This window comes from Pontibacterium granulatum, from assembly GCF_029961155.1.
GTDB lineage: Bacteria > Pseudomonadota > Gammaproteobacteria > Pseudomonadales > Balneatricaceae > Pontibacterium > Pontibacterium granulatum.
On sequence record NZ_JASBRH010000009.1, the window covers coordinates 75258 to 100564 of the forward strand.

The 25307-nt window shown below is 53.4% G+C and carries 21 protein-coding genes; 11 read left to right on the forward strand and 10 right to left on the reverse strand.

What is annotated here, in order from left to right; translation table 11 throughout:
* The first annotated feature begins 193 nt into the window (after positions 1–193).
* The 5 genes from argS (at position 194) to QKW35_RS10615 (ending at position 4865) form a co-directional block, all read left to right on the forward strand.
* Entirely contained in the window at positions 194–1933 is a 1740-nt protein-coding gene (gene argS / locus QKW35_RS10595; protein ID WP_282352962.1) for an arginine--tRNA ligase, read from the forward strand.
* A gap of 378 nt (positions 1934–2311) precedes the next feature.
* A complete protein-coding gene (locus tag QKW35_RS10600) occupies positions 2312–3100 on the forward strand; it encodes a flagellin (RefSeq protein WP_282352963.1) in 789 nt (262 codons plus the stop codon).
* A gap of 173 nt (positions 3101–3273) precedes the next feature.
* Positions 3274–3624: a cupin domain-containing protein gene (locus QKW35_RS10605; RefSeq protein ID WP_282352964.1), complete on the forward strand. Its 351-nt coding sequence runs from the start codon at positions 3274–3276 to the stop codon at positions 3622–3624.
* Between the two features lie 79 nt (positions 3625–3703).
* Positions 3704–4561 carry an urea transporter gene (locus QKW35_RS10610; protein ID WP_282352965.1) on the forward strand — a complete coding sequence of 286 codons (858 nt, stop codon included), beginning with the start codon at positions 3704–3706 and terminating at the stop codon, positions 4559–4561.
* A gap of 94 nt (positions 4562–4655) precedes the next feature.
* Complete coding sequence (locus tag QKW35_RS10615; protein WP_282352966.1) at positions 4656–4865, forward strand: hypothetical protein; 210 nt, start codon at positions 4656–4658, stop codon at positions 4863–4865.
* Between the two features lie 495 nt (positions 4866–5360).
* On the opposite strand, the gene QKW35_RS10620 is transcribed toward QKW35_RS10615, so the two are convergent.
* The 4 genes from QKW35_RS10620 to QKW35_RS10635 form a co-directional block, all read right to left on the reverse strand.
* Entirely contained in the window at positions 5361–5735 is a 375-nt protein-coding gene (locus QKW35_RS10620; protein ID WP_282352967.1) for a SirB2 family protein, read from the reverse strand.
* Between the two features lie 117 nt (positions 5736–5852).
* Positions 5853–6812 carry an agmatinase gene (gene speB, locus QKW35_RS10625; RefSeq protein ID WP_282352968.1) on the reverse strand — a complete coding sequence of 320 codons (960 nt, stop codon included), beginning with the start codon at positions 6810–6812 and terminating at the stop codon, positions 5853–5855.
* A gap of 565 nt (positions 6813–7377) precedes the next feature.
* A complete protein-coding gene (locus QKW35_RS10630) occupies positions 7378–8730 on the reverse strand; it encodes an aminotransferase (protein ID WP_282352970.1) in 1353 nt (450 codons plus the stop codon).
* A gap of 18 nt (positions 8731–8748) precedes the next feature.
* Entirely contained in the window at positions 8749–10206 is a 1458-nt protein-coding gene (locus QKW35_RS10635) for an NAD-dependent succinate-semialdehyde dehydrogenase (protein WP_282352972.1), read from the reverse strand.
* Positions 10207–11014: 808 nt separating this feature from the next.
* On the opposite strand from QKW35_RS10635, the gene QKW35_RS10640 reads away from it, so the two are divergent.
* The 3 genes from QKW35_RS10640 to QKW35_RS10650 all read left to right on the forward strand — a co-directional run bounded on the left by QKW35_RS10640 (position 11015) and on the right by QKW35_RS10650 (position 15025).
* A complete protein-coding gene (locus QKW35_RS10640) occupies positions 11015–12298 on the forward strand; it encodes an NAD(P)/FAD-dependent oxidoreductase (protein WP_282352974.1) in 1284 nt (427 codons plus the stop codon).
* 169 nt (positions 12299–12467) lie between these two features.
* Positions 12468–13970, forward strand: a complete 1503-nt coding sequence (locus QKW35_RS10645; RefSeq protein WP_282352975.1) for a Na+/H+ antiporter NhaC family protein — start codon at positions 12468–12470, stop codon at positions 13968–13970.
* Positions 13971–14068: 98 nt separating this feature from the next.
* Positions 14069–15025, forward strand: a complete 957-nt coding sequence (locus QKW35_RS10650) for a DMT family transporter (protein WP_282352976.1) — start codon at positions 14069–14071, stop codon at positions 15023–15025.
* 92 nt (positions 15026–15117) lie between these two features.
* Here the strand turns inward: QKW35_RS10650 and QKW35_RS10655 are convergent, their stop codons facing one another.
* The 3 genes from QKW35_RS10655 to QKW35_RS10665 form a co-directional block, all read right to left on the reverse strand.
* A complete protein-coding gene (locus QKW35_RS10655; RefSeq protein WP_282352977.1) occupies positions 15118–15474 on the reverse strand; it encodes a cupin domain-containing protein in 357 nt (118 codons plus the stop codon).
* A 75-nt stretch (positions 15475–15549) separates the two neighbouring features.
* On the reverse strand, positions 15550–16230 hold the full coding sequence (locus tag QKW35_RS10660; protein WP_282352979.1) for a TetR/AcrR family transcriptional regulator: 681 nt from the start codon (positions 16228–16230) through the stop codon (positions 15550–15552).
* A gap of 78 nt (positions 16231–16308) precedes the next feature.
* Entirely contained in the window at positions 16309–17592 is a 1284-nt protein-coding gene (locus QKW35_RS10665) for an NAD(P)/FAD-dependent oxidoreductase (RefSeq protein ID WP_282352980.1), read from the reverse strand.
* Positions 17593–17959: 367 nt separating this feature from the next.
* Here QKW35_RS10665 and QKW35_RS10670 point away from each other — a divergent pair, with 367 nt between their 5' ends.
* Positions 17960–19306, forward strand: coding sequence for a glutamine synthetase family protein (locus QKW35_RS10670; protein ID WP_282352981.1), 1347 nt, complete (start codon positions 17960–17962; stop codon positions 19304–19306).
* Between the two features lie 86 nt (positions 19307–19392).
* Positions 19393–20514 (forward strand): polyamine ABC transporter substrate-binding protein, encoded by a 1122-nt coding sequence (locus QKW35_RS10675; protein ID WP_282352982.1) that lies wholly within the window; start codon positions 19393–19395, stop codon positions 20512–20514.
* Between the two features lie 214 nt (positions 20515–20728).
* Here QKW35_RS10675 and QKW35_RS10680 read toward each other — a convergent pair whose 3' ends face one another.
* Positions 20729–20932, reverse strand: coding sequence for a DUF1127 domain-containing protein (locus QKW35_RS10680; RefSeq protein ID WP_282352983.1), 204 nt, complete (start codon positions 20930–20932; stop codon positions 20729–20731).
* A 113-nt stretch (positions 20933–21045) separates the two neighbouring features.
* On the opposite strand from QKW35_RS10680, the gene QKW35_RS10685 reads away from it, so the two are divergent.
* A complete protein-coding gene (locus tag QKW35_RS10685; protein ID WP_282352984.1) occupies positions 21046–21969 on the forward strand; it encodes a LysR substrate-binding domain-containing protein in 924 nt (307 codons plus the stop codon).
* A 153-nt stretch (positions 21970–22122) separates the two neighbouring features.
* Here QKW35_RS10685 and QKW35_RS10690 read toward each other — a convergent pair whose 3' ends face one another.
* Entirely contained in the window at positions 22123–23856 is a 1734-nt protein-coding gene (locus QKW35_RS10690) for a diguanylate cyclase (protein ID WP_282352985.1), read from the reverse strand.
* Entirely contained in the window at positions 23837–24838 is a 1002-nt protein-coding gene (locus tag QKW35_RS10695; protein WP_282352987.1) for an amino acid ABC transporter substrate-binding protein, read from the reverse strand. Before QKW35_RS10695 ends, QKW35_RS10690 begins: the two co-directional genes overlap by 20 nt.
* Positions 24839–25307: the final 469 nt, after the last annotated feature.

Consider the following 25307-nt stretch of genomic DNA (forward strand, 5'->3'; position numbering starts at 1 on the left):
GGCAATATTTGCGACTCAAAGCAGTCAAATAGGTACTGATGACTGCCTGACAGCCTGTTTATCGAACAGCTGTTCACAATCCTGCCATCAAAGCGCACCCTAACGTATGTATTATCGACAATCGGTATCGGTCGCGCTGTATCAGGCATATCGCCTCTAACAGAACTATAGAAGGTTTAACTGGCTTAAAACCATGAAAATTCGTGAACTCCTCTCCAATCGCGTCCAGGAAGCAATGATCGCTGCTGGGATTCCAGAAGACTGTCAGCCGATGGTATCTCCAAGCAAAAACCCACAGTTCGGTGACTTCCAGGCGAACGGCTCCATGGCTGCTGCAAAGAAAGTCGGCGAAAAGCCACGTGATCTGGCGCAGCGCATTGTAGATGAGTTAAACGTGGAAGATATCGCCAGCAAGATTGAGATTGCCGGTCCTGGTTTCATCAACATCCACCTGTCCAACGAATGGCTGGGCCAGCTGGTTGAACACGCAGCCGAGAACGAAAATCTGGGTCTGATCCGCGCTGAAAAAGGCGAGACCGTCGTTATCGACTACTCATCACCAAACCTGGCGAAAGAGATGCACGTAGGCCACCTGCGCTCCACCATCATCGGTGACGCACTGGCACGTGTACTGGAATCTCAGGGTCACACCGTTGTTCGCCAGAACCACGTGGGTGACTGGGGCACCCAGTTCGGTATGCTGATCGCACACCTGGAAGATCAGACTGCACAAAACCAAGTAGCAGAAGCAGCACTGTCCGATCTGGAAGTGTTCTACCGTGCTGCGAAAGTACGTTTCGACGAAGACGAAGATTTTGCAACCCGCGCCCGTGACTACGTCGTTAAGTTGCAGGGTGGTGACGAGCGCTGCCTGACCCTGTGGCAGCAGTTTATCGACATCTCCGTTGCGCACAGTGAAGAGATCTACGAACTGCTGAACGTGACGCTGAAACGCTCTGACATTCGTGCAGAGAGCGCGTACAACGACGACCTGCCGGTTGTAATCGAAGACCTGAAAGCGAAAGGTCTGGTGGTTGAAGATCAGGGCGCACAGGTCGCTTTCCTGGAAGAGCTGGCGGACAAAGAGGGTAACCCTCTGCCAATGATCGTGCAGAAATCCGGTGGCGGTTACCTGTACGCGACCACCGATCTGGCAGCAGTACGTTACCGCAACGAAGCCCTGAACTCTGACCGCGTGCTGTACTTCATCGATGCTCGTCAGTCCCTGCACATGAAGCAGGTATTCACCCTGAGCCGTAAGGCAGGCTTTGCCAAGGCTGAGTGCAGCCTGGAACACCACCCGTTCGGCACTATGATGGGCGAAGACGGCAAGCCGTTTAAGACCCGTGCTGGCGGTACGGTGAAACTGGCCGACCTGCTGAAAGAAGCGGTAGAAAAAGCAGAAGCCCTGCTGGAAAGCAAAGGTTCCGACCTGTCTGAAGCAGAGCGCAAAGACGCGGCACGTAAGATCGGTATCGGCGCGGTTAAATACGCCGACCTGTCCAAGACCCGCACCAACGACTACATCTTCAGCTGGGACAGCATGCTGAGCTTCGAAGGCAACACTGCACCTTACCTGCAGTACGCTTACACCCGCATCCAGAGCATCTTCCGTAAGGCTGACCTGTCTCCGGAAAACCTGGGCGGCAACGTCAACATCGTTGAAGATCAGGAAAAAGCCCTGGCGCTGAAACTGCTGCAGCTGGGCGACATCATCGACGCTGTTTCCCGCGAAGCCTACCCGCACCTGCTGTGTAACTACCTGTACGAGCTATCCAGCCTGTTCATGAAGTTCTACGAAGCATGTCCGGTTTTGAAAGACGACGTAGAGCCAGCGGTTCGCGAAAGCCGACTTAAGCTGTGCCACGCAACCGCACGTACCCTGGAGAAAGGTCTGGACCTGTTGGGTATCGAGGTCATGGAGCGCATGTAATCGCGTTTTCCTGCTGATTTAAAAAGGGAGGCTATTTAGCCTCCCTTTTTTGTTTGCCTTTCTCGCGGAAGGTTGGCCACCGCAATGCGGTGCCCAACGTGTCAGGCATCGCCTATGCGATGACGGACCTACGGGAAACTTTTATGCATCGTATCCCCCCCTGTAGGGTTGCCTTCAGGCAACCGGCAGGCTGAAGCCTGCCCTACATTTATCGGCGCCCGCTTCGTAGCGACCCGCTCCGAGAACAATATAACCAGTCACTATCGGAGTCTCCCGCTACAGTGGTGATGAGCATCAACAAAATCACCTGCTCAAATTTCGCTCATACTTTTTTCGTATTATACTTACATCCACTTTTGCCAGCCCGGATGCCCTGTGATGGAAATTAATCCGACGTCCACATCAATCAGCAGCTCATCGCTTTCCAGCAACCGCCTCGCTGACCTCAGCCAGCAGATTGCTTCTGGCTCGCGCATCAACCGTGCATCCGATGATCCTGCCGGCATTCAGGTATCCATCAGCTTTTCCCGTGATATCAATGAAAACGCCGTGGGTTTGCGTAACGTGATGGACGGAACCTCCCTCACCCAAACTGCGCTCGGTGGCATCTCACAGATCACCGACTCAGTGACACAATTGCGTGACCTCTCTCTTCAGGCACAAAACGGCACGCTGAACGACGCAGATCGCCAGGCGCTACAAGAGCAGGCAGACCAGTTGCTGGAAGGGATCAGGGACTCTATCGACCAGACCCGCTTTAACGGTCGTTCACTACTCAGTGAGGAAGGTACCGTAGGCATTCAGGCGGGCGATAGCCGAACGGACATCAACACCCCCAACCTGCTGAGTTCACTGGCTGACGAGGGACTGTTCTCTCTGGACATCAGCTCGCCTGATGCGCTGGAAAGCCTCGATAACAGCCTGGACCTACTAAACCAGTCTGCCGGCAGTTTTGCCGCCAGCCAGAATAGACTGGATAGCACTGCAAGCAATCTGACCGATTCAGCCATCAATGCGGCCGCATCCCGCTCACAGATCAGCGACACCGATATCGCTCAAGCGATCTCCGAGCAAAGCCGTGAACTGATTCAGCGTGAGGTGGCTATCTCCATGCAGGCACAAGCTAATGCAGGACGCAGTGAAGTTCTTGCGCTGTTGAACACCTAAGCAGCACGCCCTACCTGATCAGGTTATTCCTCGCCTTGAACAGTTTTTCGATACTTCTCTCCTGGCTCGTTCGATCCCTAACGCGGGCCGTTAAGCGGATTTGCGTCTTCAAGCCTCCAGAAACGCCCTAATCCGCCCAACAACAAGAATCACCTAAAAGAAGAGATTTCCCGATGACGACTGTTCTACGTTTGACTGAAACCCCAGCCACCGACCTGGTCCCTGCCGACGGCGCAAGCGCGGGTAACCCAATGGAAGGTGTATCTGAACTGTTCGAAAGCGATCAGCACTCTGCATTTGCTGGCAGTTGGTACTGCACCCAGGGCCAGATCACCGTTGAAGACTACCCGTTTGATGAAGTGTGCTTTATCACCGAAGGTAAGGTGGGCATCACCGACCTTGAATCCGGCGTAGAAGAGATCTTTACTGCCGGCCAGGCATTTATCTGCCGTCAAGGCACGAACCTGTTATGGACCGTGTACGAAGACACCCGCAAATACTACGTGGGCATGCCTGCAAAGTAACACCCACGGGCAAGGTCCCCGCCTTGCCCCATCTCTCCCTAAGCTGATACTCCAATCAGCTTGCAGCTCATCACTCAACATGCCATATACCCACTTTTTACAGTCCTGGCTGAAAGGCTACAGCCAGATCATGCTGCAGAGCTCCTGCCTGACCGGATTATTGTTCCTATTGGGCATCGGGCTTAACTCTGTGCCGATGCTGCTTGGCGGCATTCTGGGTGGTTTTATTGCAACACTGCTGAGCACTCTATTTCGGCCCTCCGACGCGCTGCATCAGGGGTTGTGCGGGTTTAATGGTGCGTTGGTGGGTATCGCGGGCGTATTCTTCCTGCAACCGTCAGTAGCCAGCCTGAGCCTGATCGTGATATGTACCCTTAGCGCGACGCTACTCACTCGCAGTTTGCAGCGTTCGTCGCTACCGGGATTCACCGCCCCTTTTGTCGTTACCACCTGGGTCATGCTCGCTGCAGCTTCATTGCTTGGCATCCCAACCTCAGATCTCCCTGTGTTGCAATCTGACCTCCCTCTGCTCTCTAGCACCCTTCTTGGTATCGGACAGGTGATGTTTCAGGGGGATATACTTGCGGGAAGCTGTTTTGTACTGGGCCTGATATTCAGCAGCGGGCGCCATGCTGCATTAGCTCTGATCGGCAGTGCGGCAGGTTGCTGCGCGATCCTGATCCCCGGCGTATCAGAAACACTGGTAACAAACGGCCTCTACAGCTTTAATCCGGCCCTGACTGCCATAGCACTGAGTACCTCCGCATCTTGCTATCCAATCTTACGGCTAGTCACTGGAATAGCGGCCTCGGTATTCTTCACGCATCTGTTTGTACTTACAGAGTTCCCCGCTCTGACTGCGCCCTTCGTATTGGCAACCTGGAGCACTTTCGGACTGGAACGGTTATTACGCAGGCCATCGACCGCCGTGAGTTAAGCCGCGATCTAGTGATGTGGCGTTTTTGAAGGGTAATCGGTTTATCAACCATACTTAGTGGAAGAAACCACCATGATAAGCTGGGGATCCAACCATGGCCATGACGAAAACCATCACCGTTTCCAATGAAGTATACGCAGCAATTGTGGCGCGCCGTTTAAGCAAAGACGAATCAGAGAATGCCATCCTAAGCCGTATCCTTGTCGCAGCGGGAAATGCCAAAGAGGTGCACGCTCATGCGCATAAAGATGAGGACGATGCGCACCTGATCCTAGACAGCGACATGGACCATATCAGCGAGTAAACGCCATATCCATTGGTAACGCTATTTAGAAACGAAAACGGCCTGAAAGCGCGCTACGATTTTTCAGGCCGTCTGTTTACCTTACCTACCTTAGTTCGGTGGCATCATTTTTATAACCTACGGCGTTAAACATCACGCCAGACACCCTTCGCACCCTTACGGGCTCACCATTCTTTATACAACTCGACAACAGAGCCTGCGATCAACACCCAACCGATCGCGATACCGGTAAACAACCCTAAACCTGCGAGAATAACCAGTGCGTCCATCTGCTTCCCCTCTATGCTTTGTATAGTTATTGTATATACAAATCTAGAACAAATTCCTGGTTTATCAAGAAGATGGGATTTAAGACGCACACTATAGACACATTCGACCTAATTGATGACCGGACTACGGACGCAACAGAGGAGCAAAGTAGATGCCATTACGCCGCGCTTTCCAGCGCAATGGCAGGGAGATAGCAGGCGTAGAAACGCCCGTCTGTGAAGCGACTTAGAACAGGAATCCAGCGTGCTGTCGGGCCACCGTGAAGGTCGCGGCAAAAGCAGCCAGAGCTACAGCAGCAAGTACCAACTGAACGGGTTTAGAGCCTGCCTGTTTCAGAGAGATGATACCCAGCGCAACATAGGCCACCAGACCGATCAGCTTCTCAGTCAGCCAGCCGTCAACGAATGGGTACTGTCCAATCGAAACACACAACCCCGCTGCAGAAAGCAGCACAAGCAACAACATGACTCCCGCGCCTTTCAACGCCAGCGGATGACTCGCCTTTGCACTGCCAGCCAGTGACAGCAGTGTACGACCCAGGAATATGAGCAAACTGATCGCCACCGCCGCGAGGTGAACTTTCAGGATAATTGGGTACATCGGTTGATCCTTTTATCGTTATTGAGTATTTCTTCACGTCATTAAAGCAGAAAGCGACGAGCCGGACTTCGCCCGAAAGTCCCACTCGCCGCTTTAATTACGACAACGTTTTAAGAATTAGCGTGTAACGTAGTTAACACCTGGCAGTACACACAGCATTTCGTACAGCAGGTTGGCAGCAACCACAGAGGTATTGCGGCTGGTATCGAATGGCGGGGATACTTCCACCAGGTCACAACCCACAACGTCCAGGCCCTTACAACCACGCACGATTTCGATACCCTGCATGACGGTCAGACCGCCCACTTCCGCAGTACCGGTACCCGGTGCAAACGCTGGATCCAAGCCGTCGATATCAAAGCTGATATGCACGGGACCACCACCCACTTTCTCACGCACCTCTTCCATCAGTGGCGCCAGGGATTTGTGCCAGCACTCTTCCGCCTGTACAACGCGGAATCCCTGATCACGGGACCAATCGTATTCATCGATAGAGTAACCGGTACCACGCAGGCCGATCTGTACGACACGGTCACAATCCAGCAAACCTTCCTCAACCGCACGACGGAAAGGCGTGCCGTGGGCGATCTTCTCGCCAAACATCTCATCGTTGATATCCGCGTGCGCATCCACGTGAATCAGGCCCACAGGGCCATGCTTCTTCTTCAGAGCGCGCAGGATTGGCAGCGCGATGGTGTGGTCACCACCGATGGTCAGTGGGGTCACGCCCTTCTCCATCACTTCGTCGTAGTAATCTTCGATGATCTGAATGCTTTTCTGCAGGTTGAAGGTGTTGATCGGTACATCACCGATATCGGCAACGGTCAGGCTGTTGAACGGATCAGCGCCGGTGGATACGTTAAACGGACGCAACATACGGGATTCATCACGGATCTCACGCGGCGCCAGACGGGCACCCGGACGGTTGGAGGCACCAATATCAAACGGCACACCGATAAACGCTGCATCCAGCTCTTCAGATAGCTCTACGGCTGGCAGACGCATAAAGGTTGCTGGACCACCGAAGCGTGGCATCTCGTTACCGCTCATTGGCTGGTAAAACTTTTTCTCAGACATTGGGTTACCTCTTCACAGACGGCTTGTCATTGTTGTTTTGGCGATAACACTGAAATTCAGTGACGCGATACCCTATTTATAGACCGGATCACTAACGGCTTATATAAACAGATAAATGACTTAATATTTGCACATCCAAATATTAATAAATATACCACCTGATAGCTGCACAGCATTGCTTAAAAGAGAACAGCCTGTGGCGAATGAAAAGATCCATGAAGGGAGAATAAAACGTGTAGGTTGGTCATCGCGAAGCGATGCCCAACAAGTCGACTCAAAATTGCTACTTATACCGCTGGGCTTCGCGTTGCGAAGGCCAACCTACAACCAAGTCGCTGTATCGGATTCGCGCTATCTGGCGAGAAACCAAAAAAGAGGGGGAACAAGGTTCCCCCCTAAAAGATTGATCGTTGAAGACCAAACAACGGAGCCAGAAACTCGCAAAAGTTTCTATAGTGCAAGAAAGCACCAGGGTTAACCGGACGGGTCATCACCCCCACCCGGCTGGTGAGGCACCCTACCCGCGCAACCCTGATAGAGCGCGGGAGGGCTCTTACATACTTGCTTAGTCGACCAGCAAACCTTCACGGGTCACGTAATCCAGCGTGTCCTGCAGACCTTTGCTGAATTTTTCGATCATCTCATCGATCTGCTCGGTGGTGATGATCAGTGGCGGACAGAACGCCAGGGAAGAACCTGCTACCGCGCGGGTGATCATGCCGTGGTTCTGACACGCCTGCTGCGCGAAACCGCCCACAGCACCACCTTCGAATGCCTGACCGGTCTTCTTGTTCGCAACGAACTCGACCGCTGCGATCAGACCTTCGCCGCGAATCTCACCCACCAGCGGGTGATCTTTAAACTCAGCCAGACGCTTCTGCATGTAGTCGCCCATCTCAGCCGCGTGGCCGAAGATGTTGTCACGCTCGTAGATCTCCAGCGTTTTCAGGGCAACGGCTGCAGCGGCCGGGTGACCCGAGTAGGTGTAACCGTGGCCGAAAACACCTACCTGGGCACTCGGTTCGATCATCGCCTCGTACATATCACCGCGAATGACAGACGCACTGATCGGCATGTACGCGGAAGACAGCTGCTTCGCCAGGGTCATCATGTCCGGCTTCTGGATGTTCATGGTGGTGCAACCGAAATCGTTACCGGTACGACCGAAACCAGTGATCACCTCATCTGCCCAGAACAGGATGTCGTACTTGTTCAGGATCGCCTGAACCTTCTCGTAGTACCCCTTCGGCGGCACGATTACACCGCTGGCACCGGTGATCGGCTCTGCGATAAACGCGGCGATGGTTTCCGGACCTTCTTTCAGGATCAGCTGTTCCAGGTTGTTGGTAATACGGTCAACAAACTGTGCTTCGCTCTCACCCGGCAGCGCGCCACGGTAGTAGTGCGGTGCGTCGGTACGCAGGATACCCAGCGCTTCAAACGGCAGATCAAAGTGGGTGTGGTTAGGCACCAGACCGGTCAGCGATGCAGACGCTACGGTCACACCGTGGTACGCACGCTCACGCGCAATGATTTTGCGTTTCTCAGGCTTACCGATCGCGTTGAAGTAGTAACGCAGCATTTTCACGTGGCTGTCGTTGGCATCACTACCGGAGTTACCAAAGAACACCTTGGCGTTTTCAACCGGTACCATCGCGTTCAGCTTATCCGCCAGATCCATGCCCACCTGGTGAGTCTTACCACCGAACATGTGGGAGTAGCACAGCTTACCCATTTGCTCGTTTACGGTGTCGATCAGCTCACGGTTGTTGTAACCGAGAGAGGTACACCACAGGCCCGCCAGACCTTCCAGGTACTGTTTGCCGTTATTGTCGTAAACGTAGATACCGTCACCGCGCTCCAGCGTCAGAGTTTCGGTCGCTTTCAGGTTAGTCGTTGGGTAAATAATTCCGCTCATATTTCTCACCTCTGCGCCTTACAGGCCGCCCATGCAGATGTATTTTGTTTCCAGATAATCATCCAGACCGTACTTGGAACCTTCACGGCCCTGACCAGACTCTTTCACACCACCAAACGGGATAATTTCGGAGCTGATCGCTGTCTCGTTCACGCCCACCATGCCGTAGTCGATACCTTCGGAGACGCGCCATACGCGACCCAGGTCGTTGGTGTAGACGTAAGATGCCAGACCGAACTCGGTGTCGTTCGCCATCGCGATCGCTTCCTCTTCGGTGCTGAACTTGAATACCGGCGCAACCGGACCAAAGATCTCCTCTTTGAACAGAGGCATGTCTGCGGTTACGTTGGTCAGTACTGTTGGCTCGTAGAAGTGGGAGCCCAGTTCACTCACCTGACCACCAACCTCAACAGTTGCGCCCTGTTCGACTGCAGTTGCAACTTTCGCGTGGATATCTGCAACCGCCTTCTCGGTAATGACAGGACCGTGCGTGGTGCTCTCTTCCAGACCGTTACCGATACGGAACTCTTTTACCGCAGCAGTGAATTTCTCAACGAACGCATCGTAGATACCTTCCTGCACCAGCAGACGGTTGGCACAGATACAGGTCTGGCCGGAGTTGCGGTATTTGGAGACCAGAGCACCTGCAACGGCTTTATCCAGATCCGCGTCATCAAACACGATTACCGGTGCGTTGCCGCCCAGCTCCATGGAGGTGCGTTTAACAGTGTCCGCACACTGCTTCATCAGCAGCTTACCCACACCGGTAGAACCGGTGAACGTCAGTTTCTTCACGGTTGGGTTTGAGGTCATCTCACCACCGACAGCTGGTGCATCTGCGCTTGGCAGGACACTGAACAGACCCGCAGGTACACCTGCACGCTCACCCAGCTCAGCCAGTGCCAGCGCAGACAGTGGGGTTTCAGCCGCAGGTTTCAGTACGATTGCACAACCTACCGCCAGCGCAGGACCCACCTTGCGGGTGATCATCGCATTCGGGAAGTTCCACGGCGTGATCGCAGCCACAACACCTACCGGCTGTTTGATCACGATGCTGCGACGGTCAGCGGTGGAGGGCAGTACATCGCCGTATACACGCTTACCTTCTTCAGCAAACCATTTCATGAAGGACGCGCCGTACATTACTTCGCCGCGGGATTCGAACAGCGGCTTACCCTGCTCGGCAGTCATCAGGATCGCCAGGTCTTCCTGGTTTTCCAGCATCAGGTTGTACCAACGCTCAAGGATGTCCGAGCGGGACTTGGCTGGCAGCGCTTTCCAGGATGCCATCGCTTTCTCAGCGGCATCGATGGCACGTTTAGCCTCGTCTGCACCTACGCTGGCAACGTTTGCCAGAACTTCGCCGGTAGCAGGGTTACGTACTTCGAAGGTTGCGCCGGTGTCACCGTCAACCCACTGACCATCGATGTATGCCTGGGTTTTCAGCAGGCTGTTGTCTTTTAACTGAATGCTCATTTTTTATTGATCTCTCTTGCAGTAGTTATGTGCACCTGTAATCCGTGATGTCGTTACAGGCTTGATCAGCTTTTGGTTATTTATAAGTCAGCCTATCTTTTGCTTGTATAAGGATTTGCTAGGGGTTTATTTTGGATATTCAAATGTATGATGGGTTATGTTTGGATATGGCAATGGAAAGGAGGAAGGCACAGACCTGAGAGTCACGTCTGCTTTCTGTACCTGAGGTCGCCCTTGTTGGGCGAGATAAGGGGCGTTGCTGAACCCCCTTATCAATGCCTGCGCGGCCCGCCCGGCAGCCCCGCTACTTGCCCGCTTCGCGGGTTCCCTGTGCGCTTCACAATCAATCGGCGCTGCGGAACTCGGCCTTCGGCCTCAAACAGTCCTCGCAATCCTTCGATTGACAGTTCCAGTGCTCGGCTACGTAAAGGGGAGTGAGTCTTGTGCTAATCGAAAACTCAGGAGCCTAACGATTCGGCTGTAGGGTAGCCTTCAGGCTACCGGCAGCGTGAACGCTGCCCTACAGGTCACAGAGTGTTGGCAGCTATATCTGGTTCCCATGCTCTGCGTGGGAACCAGCACCAATACATATATGTAGGTTGTGCCATTGCTCAGCAATGCCCAACATCCGCCGATCTGACCACCGCTTACCAAAAATATACCCAGGTAGGTATATCTCCGAAATCACCCTTAGACATATCTTGTATACAACAGGAGATAGGCTGACCCTGCGACGTATCGCCAGACCTGTCACTACGTACCAAAACAACCGGTACCCAAACCGGTTTGCATAATAATGAGAAAGATTATGTCTGCACCTTCACATACAACATCCTATTACGCTGCGTCTGCGAACGATAAAAGCATCCGCCCTGCCCTGACCGGTCAGGTTGAAGCCGATGTCTGCGTGATCGGCGCGGGTTACACCGGCATGTCCACCGCCCTGCACCTGGCAGAGGCCGGTTTTAAAGTGGCTGTTGTTGAAGCCACCCGCATCGGCTTTGGCGCGTCCGGCCGCAACGGTGGCCAGATCGTTCACAGCTACAGCCGCGATATCGACTTCATCGAAAAACACTACGGTAAAAACACCGGCACCGAGATGGGCAAGATGGCCTTCGAAGGCGGCCGCATCATTCGCCGCTTCGTAGACCAGTACAACATCCAGTGTGACCTGAAAGATGGCGGCATCTTCGCCGCCTGCAACAGCAAGCAGATGCGCGAGCTGGAAGAGAAAAAGCAGTTGTGGGAATCCCACGGTCACCAAAATCTGGAGATGCTGTCCGAAACCGATACCCAGAAATACATCGGTACCACCCGCTATAAAGGCGCCCTACTGGACAAATCCGGCGGTCACTTCCACCCACTGAACCTGGTGCTGGGTGAAGCGGCGGCGTTCGAATCTCTGGGCGGCGTGATCTACGAAGATTCCCCGGTAACACGCGTGGAAGAAGGCGCTAAAGCCAAGGTTCACACCGCTAAAGGCTGCGTGACTGCAAACTTTGTGGTGGTTGCCGGTAATGCGTACCTGGGCGATCTGATCCCTAAACTGCAGGCGAAAGCGATGCCATGTGGTACGCAGGTTGTGACCACTGCGCCACTGACTCCGGAACAGCAGCGCGAACTGCTGCCGCACGATCAGTGCGTGGAAGACTGCAACTACCTGCTGGATTACTTCCGTCTCTCCGGCGACGGTCGCCTGATCTACGGTGGCGGCGTGACCTACGGCGCGCGCGAACCGGGCAAGATCGAGTCCCTGATCGTACCGAAGATGCTGAAAACCTTCCCACAAATGCAGGGTGTGAAGATCGACTTTGCCTGGACCGGTAACTTCCTGCTGACGCTGATGCGTCTGCCGCAGTTCGGTCGCGTGGGTAACAACATCTATTACGCCCAGGGCTACAGTGGTCACGGTGTCACCTGCTCTCATCTGGCGGGCAAAGTCTTGTCAGATGCGATCCAGGGTCAGGCGGAACGATATGACGTATTCGCAGGCCTGCCTCAGTACCCGTTCCCGGGCGGCCGGGCACTAAGAATTCCATATACCGCAATGGGTGCGTGGTACTACAATCTGCGCGACAAATTGGGTATCTGATCAACGGACTGATCTCTGACATCAGCACTGCGATCAGGTCCCGGGGGATCAGTGCCCAAAGCGGATCGACTTCTGCACCAAAGTCACCCCACCGGCGCACTGAACACCCTGGATTGCGGTGCTGTAGAACACCAAGAATCTAAAAAAAACTATAAGTTAAGGTCTATTCATGAGTACGAACGTTGCAGAACCAAGCACTGCACAGTTGAGCAGCACCTCGCAGGGTGTCAGCCAACCAACCCGCTGGATCGTTTTCTACGGCGCCATCATGGCGTGTTTCGCTTACCTATCCACACAGCATGTTGATGGCGAATCCTACGGTTTCCACAGTTTGCTGCCCGCTTTGCTGATCCTGGCGGTAGCCGTAATCACCAAAAAACCATTGGAATCCATCTTCGCCGGCATCGTGTCCGGCCTGTTGCTGCTTGACCCAACCAACATCGTGACCGGACTGGGCGACATCTCCATGAAAGTGGTGATGGATGAAACCATCGCCTGGATCGTGCTGGTCTGCGGCATGATGGGTGGTCTGATCAATATGCTGGAGCGTGGCGGCAGTGTCCTGAGCTTTGGTGAGCTGCTGGCGCGTCGTATCAAAACCAAACGCGGCACCATGCTGACCACCTGCTTCCTGGGTGTGATGGTCTTCATCGATGATTACCTGAACTCTCTGGCGGTCTCTGCGTCCATGAAGAACCTGACCGACCGCTATAAGATCTCCCGTGAAAAACTGTCCTTCCTGGTAGACTCCACCGCAGCCCCTGTCTGCATCTTGGTACCGGTATCTACCTGGGCGGTGTACTTCGCAGCCTTGCTGGAGGAGAACGGCGCGATTGAAGAAGGCAAAGGCATGTCCCTCTATATCGACGCGATCCCTTACATGGCGTACGGCTGGGTAGCGCTGTTCGTAGTGTTCCTGGTTGCTGCGGGTGTTCTGGGTGACTTCGGCGCGATGAAAACCGCAGAGAAACGTGCGCAGGCCGGTCAACCGATTCCACCGGGCAACGTACAGGACGGTTTTGACACCTCCGGCATGAAGAAGACCTCACCACTGGTGGGCCTGATGAACTTCCTGCTGCCGATGGCTGTGCTGGTCGCGGCGAGCGTGTACTACGAAATCGACCTGCTGCTGGGCGCACTGGTAGCCTCCATGTTCACCATGGTGCTGTACTTCTGGCAGAGCCTGTTAAGCTTCGGTCAGTTGGTTGACTCCATGCTGGACGGCTTCAAGGTGATGCTGCACCCGATCGCCGTGGTGTGTGCAGGCTTTATGCTCAAGGACGTGAACGATCAGTTGGGTATGACCCCATACATCATCGAGTCCCTGACGCCTTACCTGTCCAAGGAATTGCTGCCGGCATTAGTATTCGCAGCAATGGCCGCGGTGGTATTTGCAACCGGTTCCAGCTGGGGCGTATTCGTGGTGTCTCTGCCGATCGTAATCCCGATGGCACTGGCGCTGGATATGTCCATGCCACTGACCGTAGGAGCCCTGCTGTCTGCGTCTGCATTTGGCAGTCACGCCTGCTTCTTCAGTGACTCTACCGTGCTTTCTGCCCAGGGCTCCGGCTGTACCCCAATGCAGCACGCCCTGACGCAGATCCCATATGCACTGATCGGTGCGGCGATCACCTTCATCATCCTGATCGTCCTGGGTTTTGCGATGGCCTAAGCCTCGCCTGATCCGCAGGGTACTCCCCTGAAATACGCCCCGGTACTTTTTGGTGCCGGGGCGTTTCAGGTTCTAACATGCTGTAAACGAGTAAAAAAATGACAATAAAATCCCCTCGTATCGCCCTTCTCTTGCTGCTATTGGTGGCCTTTGTCTGGGGGGGCGAGTTCGTTCTGATCGACCTGGCTGTCGCTCAGATACCCACCCACACCTTCAACGCAATCCGCTTTACCATCGCCGGGCTGTCGCTGATTCCGCTGCTCTACTATGCAAAGGATAAGGTTGAGGCGGGTATGCTGCCGCGCTTGCTGGGCGCCGGTGCGCTGCTGGGGTTTATGTTGTTTATTGGCTTCTATACACAAACCGAGGGCCTTCGGTTTACCAGTGTTTCCAACGCAGGTTTTATCACCGGCCTCAATGTCCCGCTGGTACCGGTACTGGCGTTTCTGATCTTCCGGCAGAAGGCGCGCCTGAATGTTTGGCTGGGTGTAATCACCGCAACAGCGGGGCTCTATCTGCTGACCATGGGCGACAAGCTTCAGATCAATGAAGGTGATGTGCTGGTGCTGATCTGTGCATTCGCCTTTGCCGGACATATCGTACTGACCGGACGCTTTGTCAGCAAACTGCCGGTTACCCTGCTGAGTATCATCCAGCTGCTGGCGGTGGCGATATACAGTTCGCTGGCCGCTTGGCTTAGTCCTGATCCCGCGTTCTATTACCCGGATGCCAATCCGGTCACTTGGCAGGATCAGCTTTCAACACCCATCATTATCTGGTCGATCCTGATCGCCGCTCTGTTTGGTACCGCTTACGCGTTCTGGGCACAGTCCGCGTGCCAAACCATTCTGGAACCCCACAAGGTAGCGCTGGTGTTTGCGACCGAACCGGTGTTCGCCCATATCTCGGCGTGGATATTCCTGGATGAGCACTTAGGGGCACAGGGGATGATGGGCGCGGGAATGATTATTGCCGCGATGCTGATTTCAGAGCTGGGAGATAAAAAACATCCACCGAAGATTGAGCCGCTGGATCATACGGCAGTGCCGGAGTAATTACCGAGAGAATCTTGTTGGGCATCGTCTTGCGATGACCAACCTACCTAATCCGTAGGTTGGCCATTGCGAAGCAATGCCCAACACCTTACTTACGCCTCTTCGTAAATCGCGTAAAACTTCTGGGCGTCACCGATGGTTTCCCACGTGCCCTGATACCCCGCCGGAATCACAAAGGCATCCCCCGCATTAATCTCCTCTGCGACACCCTGAGCATCGGTTAAAATCGCTTTGCCTCTGATCAGGTAGCAGAACTCGTCTTCGGTGTAGTTCAGCGTCCACTTACCTTCGGTAGACGACCATACCCCGCAGAAGAAATTCTCTTTGGCGTTGGTAAACAGGTTTTCGATAATCTCTTTAGGCGCGCCACTCAGAACGCGCTCAGGGTTGATCGCCGTTGCAGCGGGTGCTTCAGCGGAAGGATTAATACGTAGAAGAGCATGTGTCATGGATTGATACCTCATGGTTGAAACAAAAAACCTGAGGTAGCTTTTGCTGCTGAAACGCTGAGAGGGTTGAACCGATCAACTTTCGGCCTGACAGTTCTCCAGATGCTGACGCAGCAAGGTACACAGCATCAACTTCAGATCGGCCAGCGTGCGCTTGGCGCGTTCGCCACTCTGATGGACAACAACCAGAAATACACTGTGACTGGTTTCCAGATACAGACGTCCCAAACGTTCGCGTTCTTTCACGTGCCGGTTAATCCCCATACGCTTGAAGATCTCCGCCATACGAGAGATCACCAACTCATCATGCTGGTCATCCAACTCGCGCAGCTCCGGTACCGAGAACATCGCCTGTACCAGGGTCAGTACGGCCTTTTGCTTCTTGTATACCTTGAGGTTCATCGCCAGCATTTGATCGACCAGCTCTTCCAGCACCATCTCCTCCACCGGCAATTCAGCAACTGCACTGAGGACCTTGTCGATCTCCTCCAGCCAACGCAACCCCATGGCGTACAGAATGGCGTGTTTGTTCGGGAAGTAGTGGTAGAGTGAGCCAACGGAGATGCCCACCTCTTTGGCGATCAGCACCGTATTGAGATCATCGAAACCGACTCGTTCCAGCAGTTCACTGGTGGCATCGATGATCTCTTTCGAACGTTTCTTAGAGCGACCCTGAACAGGTGCATTACGTGGTTTCAGATCCTGCGATTTACGCTTGGTCGGCAGAGACTTTTCACCCGTTTGCTTTGAATCCATTGTGTCGCTCTTAAAACAGTATCCAGAAAGGCCAGCATTATAGAGCAAAGCTACCTTAAATCAGACTATTTCGGAACGTCAGAAAAAACGGTCGCGCATGGAATAGTACAGCATACCGGCCACCAGCCCCGGCCAGCGCAGCAGCGTACCTCCCGGGAAGGTCGGTGTTGGTACCTTTGCAAACATATCAAACTTCTCGGCTGAACCACTGACTGCATCGGCCATCAGCTTACCGCCCAGGGTTGCCAGCGCCACACCATGGCCCGAGTAGCCCTGTGCTACAAATAGGTTGTCGTCCAGACGGCTAAAGTATGGCATGCGGTTCAGAGTAATCGCCAGAGTGCCACCCCAACCGTAATCGATGCGCACATCTTTCAGCTCGGGGTAAAACTCCAGCATGTATTTGCGCACAAAACCACGGATATCGTTCGGGAATTTGCTGGTGTAGTTCTCACCACCGCCCCACAACAGACGGTTGTCGCCGGACAACTTGAAGTAGTTGATAACAAAACGGGAGTCCGCCACCGCTACATCATCGCGGTTGATCCTACGACAAAGTGCTTCATCCAGCGGTTCAGTGGCAAGGATGAAGTTGTTGATTGGCATGATCTTGCCCGCGATACGCGGTTCCAGCTTACCCAGGTAGCCGTTGCATGCCAGCAATATGTATTTGGCTTTTACACACCCCTGCTCGGTATTCACCTGTGCATCTCGCCCTGCACGGTAATCGGACACACGGCTGTTCTCGAAAATCTGCACACCGGCTTTTTCGGCTGCTGCAGCAAGACCCAAGGCGTAATTCAGTGGATGCAGGTGTGCAGCGTTGGTCCAGTATTCACCGCCAAAGTAGCGCTCTGACCCCAACATGGTCTGCACTTCATCCTTATCGGCGTAACGGATAGCATCGTAGCCCAACACATCCTGTTTATAGGCGATATCCTTTTTCATCTCGTCACACGCCCCCTGCTTGACCGCAACGTGCAACACGCCTTTTTTCAGATCACACTGGATATTGTGTTTGTCGATCATGTCACGCACCAGGTCGACCGAATCGATAGACATCTGCCAAAGCGCATCAGCAACTTCGCGCCCCACTTTGCCCACCATGTCTTCGTGGCTCATATTGTGGCCCTGGCACACCTGACCGCCATTACGGCCGGATGCGCCCCAACCCACACGCTCAGCCTCAAGCAAAGCAACAGAGTAGCCCTTTTCGGCCAGATGCAGCGCAGCAGACAGACCGGTAAAACCTGCACCGATCACACATATATCCGCGCTCACCTCGCCACGCAGTGCCGGGTAATCGTTCTTATGGTTTGCTGAATCCGCGTAGTAAGAGGATTCGTAGCCCTTAACACTCATTTCGAAATCTCCAGCCATTCCCCGTCGATGTCGGGATTTGGCGCATACAACCTATATGGGGCCACACAATAATCCGAATAATACTTCCAATATTTTACAGCAGCAAGATAATAAAACCGAAACTTTATTCAAGTTACATATTGATTCCTGAGATAACTTAAAATAACCTAAAAGCCGAATGATGATTCGATTTAACGAAACGCCACACAATCAAATAAACCGAATCATCTTTCGAATAAATACAAACCCAACAGCTGACCCTCGATTAACCTTGTAGCAGTTGCTAGTTTAGCTAGAGTTAACGATGGACAGAGCGAGAGAATCTTTCGCTTATCAGCACGATCATAGAATGACACATAGGTGATTTATGGAAGCCGTTACCAGGTTTCTCAATGAGAACGCCATCACAGAAGTAGAGTCGACCTTTCCGGATATGACGGGCAACGCCCGGGGGAAGTTTTACCCAACCAAGAAGTTTATCGACGAAAAAGGTGGCAAGATCCCAGAAACCCTGCTGGTACAAACCGTAACCGGCGAATGGGCAGACAACCACTACGATCTGGTTGATCCCACCGACAAAGATATGGTGCTGGTGCCCGACGCCAACACTCTGCGTGTGGTCCCCTGGGCCGATGAGCCCACCGCGCAGGTGATCAACGACTGCTACACCGCTGACGGTCAGCTACACCCGCTGTCAAGTCGTTCGGTTCTACGCCGGGTATTGGCACTGTATGAAAAAGAAGGACTTAAACCGGTTATTGCGCCGGAGGTGGAGTTTTACCTGGTACAGAAAAACCTGGATCCAGACTACGAATTGAAACCAGCTACCGGTCGCTCCGGTCGCCGCGAAACTGCACGCCAGTCTTACAGCATTGATGCGGTCAATGAATTCAACCCGGTGATTGACACCCTGTATAGCTACTGTGATGCACAAGGTCTGGACGTAGACACCCTGATCCACGAATCCGGCGCGGCCCAGATGGAGATCAACTTCCTCCATGGCGATGCGCTGAAGCTGGCCGATCAGGTATTTACCTTCAAACGCACCCTGCGCGAGACAGCACTCAAACACGACATGTACGCCACCTTTATGGCGAAGCCAATGCAGCACGAACCCGGCAGTTCGATGCATATCCACCAGAGCCTGGTCGATATTGAAACCGGCAAGAACATCTTTGCCGGTGACAAGGAGGGTGAGTACACAGACGCGTTTTATCACTACGTGGGCGGTTTGCAGAAATATACCCGCAACGCGATTCCGTTCTACGCACCGAATGTGAACTCCTATCGTCGTTTCACGCCGGAGATGTCTGCACCGGTTAACTTTGAGTGGGGTATCGATAACCGCACTGCCGGCTTGCGTGTCCCGGATGCTCCCTTAGCCGCAAGCCGTATCGAAAACCGCTTTGCAGGTGCTGATTGCAACCCTTACCTGGCGATTGCGGCAAGCTTGGCCTGTGGTTACCTGGGCATCAAAAACAAACTGATGCCAGACGAACCCAACCAGGGCCTGACCGCTGAAGAAGGTGACCCGGTTGAGGTAGCACGCTCTCTGGAAGAGGGCCTGCGCCTGCTGGAAGACTGCCCTGAACTGCAAGAGATCATGGGCGAACGGTTCGTCAAAGCCTATATCGGCGTCAAGCGTGCAGAGTTCGAAACTTTTAACCAGGTAATCAGCTCGTGGGAACGTGAGTTCTTACTGATGACCGTTTAACGATTTTGGCTGTGCTCCATGAACTGCTCGTCGTGGGGTACGGCCAACCCAATTTACACACTCAAAAACGATGTGAGGCAAAAATAATGAAAAAAGCTTTACCATCTCAGCTTAAGACAGCAGTTGCGGCAGCAGCCATTGGATTGGCCAGTTTTTCCTCTGTTACTCAAGCCCAGGAAGTTCTGAACTTCTACAACTGGTCTGATTACATTGCCGAGGAGACGATCGCACGCTTCGAGAAAGAAACCGGCATCAAAGTGGTTTATGACGTTTACGACAGTAACGAAACCCTGGAAGCCAAACTGCTTGCGGGCAACTCCGGCTACGACTTGGTCGTACCAAGCTCCCACTTCATGTCTCTGCAGATTAAGGCTGGAATTTTCCAGAAGCTGGACAAGTCCATGCTGCCGAATATGGTCCACCTGGATCCATCTCTGATGAAAACCCTGGAGAAGAAGGACCCGGGCAACGAGCACGGCATCCCTTATCTCTGGGGCACCACCGGTATAGGCTACAACCCGAAGCAGGTTGCCAAGGTATTGGGCGAAGACGCCCCGGTTAACAGCTGGGAGCTGGTCTTTAACCCTACGTACCTGGAAAAACTGGCCGAGTGTGGTGTGACCTTCCTCGACTCCCCGGATGAAATGTTCCCGTTTGCGATGCTCTACTCCGGTGTTGATCCCAACTCGCAGAAACGTGCCGACTTCAAACCAAACGCACCAGCGGTTAAAACCCTCAAGGCTGCACGTCCATACGTGAAACAGTTCACCTCATCCCAGTACGTAAACGATCTGGCAAACGGTGATACCTGCGTGGCAGTTGGTTTCTCCGGCGACGTGTTCCAGGCGGCGGCCCGCGCTGAAGAAGCGGATAACGGTGTTGTAATTGAGTACAGTATCCCTAAAGAGGGCAGCGAAGTATGGTTCGACATGCTGCTGATCCCATCAGATGCGAAAAACGCTAAAAACGCACACAAATTTATCAACTACCTGCTGCGTCCTGACGTGATCGCCGAGATCACGGACTATGTGTGGTACGCCAACCCAAACAAGGATGCTACCTCTCTGATCGATCAGGAGATTGCAGCTAATCCTGCGATCTACCCAACACCAGAGACCAAGGCCAACCTGTTTGTACAGGATCAGATGATGCCGAAGGTTGCACGAATCCGCACGCGCCTCTGGAGTGACATCAAAGCAGGCCGCTAACCATCCGCAAAATACTGCTACGTTTTTTGGATCTGAAGGTGCATTAGATCCCTCCTGCCCCGCTGCCAAGCACCGGGGCTTTTTTTGGCTCCGCGCATGTCTCGATTGTAGGCTGGCCTTCGCAACGCGAAGCCCAACGGGTGTTGCAGGGGTAAATTTTGCATCGCTTTGTAGGGCATCGCATTGCGATGCCCAACCTACATATTCCTGCAAATCACCCACGCCAAAACGGCTTTTTAGCTTCCTCCAATGCTTCGGCGCGGCTTACCCCAATATCCTTCAATTCATAATGGTTCAGCGTCTGCAACTCAAGTCGGCTACGATAATTCTGCCGCCAACGTTTCAGCACATTCTTAAGCCGAGCCACTTTACTAATTCTTACAACCTTTACTGTATCAATCTGAACTTTGGCATTCATAACGCTCTCCCGATGCATTGATTTATGTACTAATCTTCGGGATTCACGTGCATTGCGACAAACGAGTTATTACGCCCTATACTTAAGTTTTTATTAACCATGACCACTAGACTATGGCACACCTCCCCCTCAAAGCCCTGCAAGCATTTCGCCTGGCAGCCGAAGCCAACAGCTTCAAAGACGCTGCCGAACAGTTGCACGTCACCCAAGCTGCGATCAGCCAACAGATAAAGTCGCTTGAGCAGCACCTGGGGTTAAAACTGTTCAAGCGTCTCACCCGGGAGGTAGAACTGACCGATGCAGGTCGCCAACTGCTGCCTCACGTCAGCCGCGGTTTCTCCAGCCTGGAGACCGGTATGGCGCTGCTGATGGATGACCCTAACCCTAACCGTTTGACGTTAAGCACCCTTCCTTCCTTCGCCAGTCGCTGGCTCGTATCAAAACTGGGGGAGTTTCAGCAGGAAGCACCGGACCTGTCCATCCAACTGACGGTTGGTGATCAACTGGAACGTTTTGAAGGGGAAGGACTCGATCTGGCCATCCGTTTTGGTCAAGGTGACTACCCGGGCTTAAGCACGGAGCTCATGCTGAAGGATTATCTGATTCCTGCCTGCCACCCCTCATTACTGAAGAACACCCTCCCCGTTCGTGACCAGATCGGCACCCTCCCCTGGCTACAAGACGATACTCCTGAGCTGAAAGAGCTCTGGCCGGAGTTCGCCCAAACATTAGCCCAAGATGCACCACGTCTGCAGGTCACCGACTCAGGCACCTTGATCGAAGCCCTGCTGGGCGGTCAGGGAATAGCGTTTGTGCGTTTCAGTCTGGTGTATGGCTTACTGGAACGTGGGATTTTGATCAGCCCGCTTCCTGAACATTGGAAAACAATCTACGACTACTATCTGGTCATGCCAGAGCACCATAAAAAACGCCCCAAAGTCAGACGCTTTGAGGCATGGTTAAGGCGTGAGACTAACAAAATAGGGGAAAGCTGGAATCGGTTTACATCAGAAGCAAACAGTATCGGCACTCTTTAGGTGACCAATACTGTGCAGAGTGGATAGATTGCCGTTGCTGCCTTCGTAATGCACACGTGTTGGGCTCAACCCATTAATGACCCAATAGCAGCGGCCTACACGCTTGAAGACAGCCGCTCAAACGCGCCGAAAGCCGAATGGTTGTGCGTGTCACTATTGCAGATTCGGCTCCAGATTCGCTCCGTTCACGACACAATTGCGCCCTTCAGTTTTGGCCTGGTATAACGCCCGGTCAGCCTCCTCAAACAGCCGCGCCTCAGATAGACCACACTCCGGATGAACAGTTGCGATACCTATACTGAGCGTGACCTTACCGCGCGGGTGCTCAAGCCCCAGATCGGACACAGCTTCCTGCAATCGTCTCGCACAAGCCTCCGCATCCACTTCTCCCGCGCCAGGCAGAACAATACAGAACTCCTCACCCCCGTATCGTGCAACGAGTTCTCCCTCTCGCCGAACCTGTTGACTGAGACACTGCGCCACCTGCCTGAGACAACGATCTCCGGCCGGGTGCCCATATTGATCGTTATATTCCTTAAACCAATCAATATCGATCATCATCAGGCTCAGCTCACCATTATGACGCTGGAGACGTCGATACTCTTGTTCGAGATGTCGATCAAGCGTACGGCGGTTTGCAATACCCGTCAGCTCGTCTATTTCACTCAACTCACGCAATTGCTCATTGGCTTGCTGCAGCTTTCGATTTGCACTCTCTGTCTCTTCACGTGCATCACGGAGAGCGCTCTCCGCCGTATAGCGCGCCGAAGCAAACTGCTCGAATGCATGTCCCAATAGGCTGATCTCATCCCGGCCTTCATGCGGGATAGAAGCCGTATTTCCCTCCATGTGCGCATTCACAGCGAGGTACAATTGGTGCAAACGCTGTATGATGATGCGCCTGATATACAGCAGCATAAACAGGGTCAAAGCCACCATAAACAAGGCAAAGACCACCAGTCCAATCATGGTATTAACGACCATAGCCTGATGCGCTTCGACCGCCTCTTTAGCGGATTGCTTAAGTTGAAGATAGTAATTGAAGGTGGAACTGGTCAGCTTCTGCGCCAGAACACGGGTCTCGCGGGCGGTGGCTAAAGTCGCGCGCTCAGCAATCAGTGCAGGCTGACGCTCTTCGAAAACTTCCCGCACCAGAGCTTCCAGGGATTCGTGAAATTCCACCAAAACCTTACTGTTCAGCGTCAATTCACTCAGGAGGTCAAGTTGTGCCAACGCTGATTGACGTAGCTGGCGTAGTTGCCCAACCCGCTCCGCACGCATCGCCGTAGTGCAATAACCCAGTGCAGCCAAAGCATGATTTATGTAACGGATATCGTCAGGGTTGCCATTAGCCAACACGGCGTCAACCTGCTGTTCCAACGCCTGCAACTGCACGAACAATCTATCGATACGAAGCAGTTCATCCGATTTTAGCCGATATTCATCCCCTAAACGCCCGTCCAACCGCTTCAGGCTTTCGAAGTACGGCTGCTGCCACCGGTCTATCTGGGCGAGATGCTCGACCTCCGGCGCATCCACGGCATTGTCCAGGCTCGCCCGCACTGACTGGTATACACGTATCAGGTTCTCACTGTTACTGCCACGTGCCCGATCGCTGCGGTCGGCGCCGACCATGCTTTCAAACACTTCCGCGGCGATCAACTCGGCATCTCGCGTTAGTTCAGCGGCGGTCATTGCCCGCTCAAAATACTGACCGGACAGTTGCCGAAATCCCAAATACTGATGATAGAGCCCATAGATCGACGCACACACCGCAAGCAGGCACGCGATAAATACCACACAGATCGCCCCACCCAATCGTGTTCCGATGCCGTCGCGCCATGTCAACGCAGAAGACGGAAAGGGATTACTTGAAGAGCGGAGCATAGAGCATACCACCTCGATTCCATGGCTGGTTTACCCCCTGCTCAACCCCGACTGCCGTCTTCGGCCCAAAATGCCGCTGATAGACTTCACTGTAGTTACCAACAGAACGGATAACCTGCTGCGCCCAGTCAGACGACAGCCCAAGCCGCTTGCCGAAGTTACCTTTGACCCCCAACAGGTTTTGAACCTCAATGTCACTGCTGCGCCGGACTGTGTCGTCGAGCGTGTGCTGACTGACCTCTTTTTCATCTGCCAGCACCATCGCGTCTATCACTGCACGTACCAGTCGTGCCCACTGTGCATCGCCAGCTCTCACCATAGGCCCGATGGGTTCACGCGAAAGCTGGTCCGGCAAAAGCTCATAGGCTTCCGGATTATCTGCCCTATTGGCCCGATTGACAGCCAGATTCATTCGGTCCGCGCTGTAGGCATCACAACTGCCTCGAAAGAACGTGTCGCCATTGGCAAACAAAATTTCGGCTTTAATACCCATGCGTTCCAAATAGCTCAATAAAGTGGCATGGGTGGTGGTATTTTCGGTAACACAGATGCGCTTTCCGTCAAGGTCTGACAGTTGCCTAATGCCACTGCTCTTGCGCACCATTACCCCCTGCCCGTCAAACAGATAGATTGCAGGAAATACAACGTTGTAGCGATCTTCCCGCCCCAGCGTCCAGGTTGAACTGTACATCACCACATCCGTTTTACCCTCTTGCAATGCGGTGAAGCGGGTCGTGGCGCCAACCTCGACAAAATGCACTCGTTCCGGGTCTGCAAAAATCGCTGCCGCTACCGCCCGACAGAAATCGACATAGAAACCATCCCAACGCCCGTCATTTCGGATAGCACTACGTCCCGGATCGTCAGGAAACACCCCGCAACGAATATCACCGTGACGACGAACGTCATCAAGCGTATTCGCACCCGCCAGGGGAGCGTGCAGAAACAGGAAACACAGCATTATTTTCCAGAAAGATTGCATACCAACATCCTTTAAAAACCGACACATACACTCCAGCGCCAGCTTGTAAGCAACGTAATAGATAAGAGTTACTAATGTAGCTGATGAACCATACTTTTTGAATGCACATTAGCCTGCGTTTTCAAACAGAGATGTGCGGCATATCCACACTCAAACGGAGTTGTGATCCGATAGAAACCCGACCAACCCAGAGCCAATAGGCGACATTGGATGACGATTGGCTGATGATGCCACAACACCAAAACGCCCCAAAGCGAAACGCTTTGAGGCGTGGTTGAGAAAGGAAGCCAGGGAGGTTGAGAGCAGTTAGGAGCGGTTTCAAAAAATTGAATGAAACACCACTGTAGGACAGCCTTTAGGCTGCCGGCAGCGTAAACGCTGCCCTACAAAAACCTTGGAACAAATACCCAAGATCACAAATCGCTTTTCACGCACCTGTAGCAGCCCTCCCGAGGGCGATATTTCGGAA

Bases quoted from the DNA above. Each gene is read 5' to 3' on its own strand.
- QKW35_RS10670 (WP_282352981.1), top strand. From the start codon at position 17,960: ATGGAAGCCGTTACCAGGTTTCTCAATGAGAACGCCATCACAGAAGTA.
- QKW35_RS10695 (WP_282352987.1), bottom strand. From the start codon at position 24,838: ATGCAATCTTTCTGGAAAATAATGCTGTGTTTCCTGTTTCTGCACGCT.
- QKW35_RS10645 (WP_282352975.1), top strand. From the start codon at position 12,468: ATGAGTACGAACGTTGCAGAACCAAGCACTGCACAGTTGAGCAGCACC.
- QKW35_RS10655 (WP_282352977.1), bottom strand. From the start codon at position 15,474: ATGACACATGCTCTTCTACGTATTAATCCTTCCGCTGAAGCACCCGCT.
- QKW35_RS10630 (WP_282352970.1), bottom strand. From the start codon at position 8,730: ATGAGCGGAATTATTTACCCAACGACTAACCTGAAAGCGACCGAAACT.
- QKW35_RS10665 (WP_282352980.1), bottom strand. From the start codon at position 17,592: ATGAGTGTTAAGGGCTACGAATCCTCTTACTACGCGGATTCAGCAAAC.
- QKW35_RS10680 (WP_282352983.1), bottom strand. From the start codon at position 20,932: ATGAATGCCAAAGTTCAGATTGATACAGTAAAGGTTGTAAGAATTAGT.
- QKW35_RS10620 (WP_282352967.1), bottom strand. From the start codon at position 5,735: ATGTACCCAATTATCCTGAAAGTTCACCTCGCGGCGGTGGCGATCAGT.
- argS (WP_282352962.1), top strand. From the start codon at position 194: ATGAAAATTCGTGAACTCCTCTCCAATCGCGTCCAGGAAGCAATGATC.
- QKW35_RS10600 (WP_282352963.1), top strand. From the start codon at position 2,312: ATGGAAATTAATCCGACGTCCACATCAATCAGCAGCTCATCGCTTTCC.
- QKW35_RS10610 (WP_282352965.1), top strand. From the start codon at position 3,704: ATGCCATATACCCACTTTTTACAGTCCTGGCTGAAAGGCTACAGCCAG.
- QKW35_RS10640 (WP_282352974.1), top strand. From the start codon at position 11,015: ATGTCTGCACCTTCACATACAACATCCTATTACGCTGCGTCTGCGAAC.
- QKW35_RS10615 (WP_282352966.1), top strand. From the start codon at position 4,656: ATGGCCATGACGAAAACCATCACCGTTTCCAATGAAGTATACGCAGCA.
- speB (WP_282352968.1), bottom strand. From the start codon at position 6,812: ATGTCTGAGAAAAAGTTTTACCAGCCAATGAGCGGTAACGAGATGCCA.
- QKW35_RS10650 (WP_282352976.1), top strand. From the start codon at position 14,069: ATGACAATAAAATCCCCTCGTATCGCCCTTCTCTTGCTGCTATTGGTG.
- QKW35_RS10660 (WP_282352979.1), bottom strand. From the start codon at position 16,230: ATGGATTCAAAGCAAACGGGTGAAAAGTCTCTGCCGACCAAGCGTAAA.
- QKW35_RS10635 (WP_282352972.1), bottom strand. From the start codon at position 10,206: ATGAGCATTCAGTTAAAAGACAACAGCCTGCTGAAAACCCAGGCATAC.
- QKW35_RS10690 (WP_282352985.1), bottom strand. From the start codon at position 23,856: ATGCTCCGCTCTTCAAGTAATCCCTTTCCGTCTTCTGCGTTGACATGG.
- QKW35_RS10685 (WP_282352984.1), top strand. From the start codon at position 21,046: ATGGCACACCTCCCCCTCAAAGCCCTGCAAGCATTTCGCCTGGCAGCC.
- QKW35_RS10605 (WP_282352964.1), top strand. From the start codon at position 3,274: ATGACGACTGTTCTACGTTTGACTGAAACCCCAGCCACCGACCTGGTC.
- QKW35_RS10675 (WP_282352982.1), top strand. From the start codon at position 19,393: ATGAAAAAAGCTTTACCATCTCAGCTTAAGACAGCAGTTGCGGCAGCA.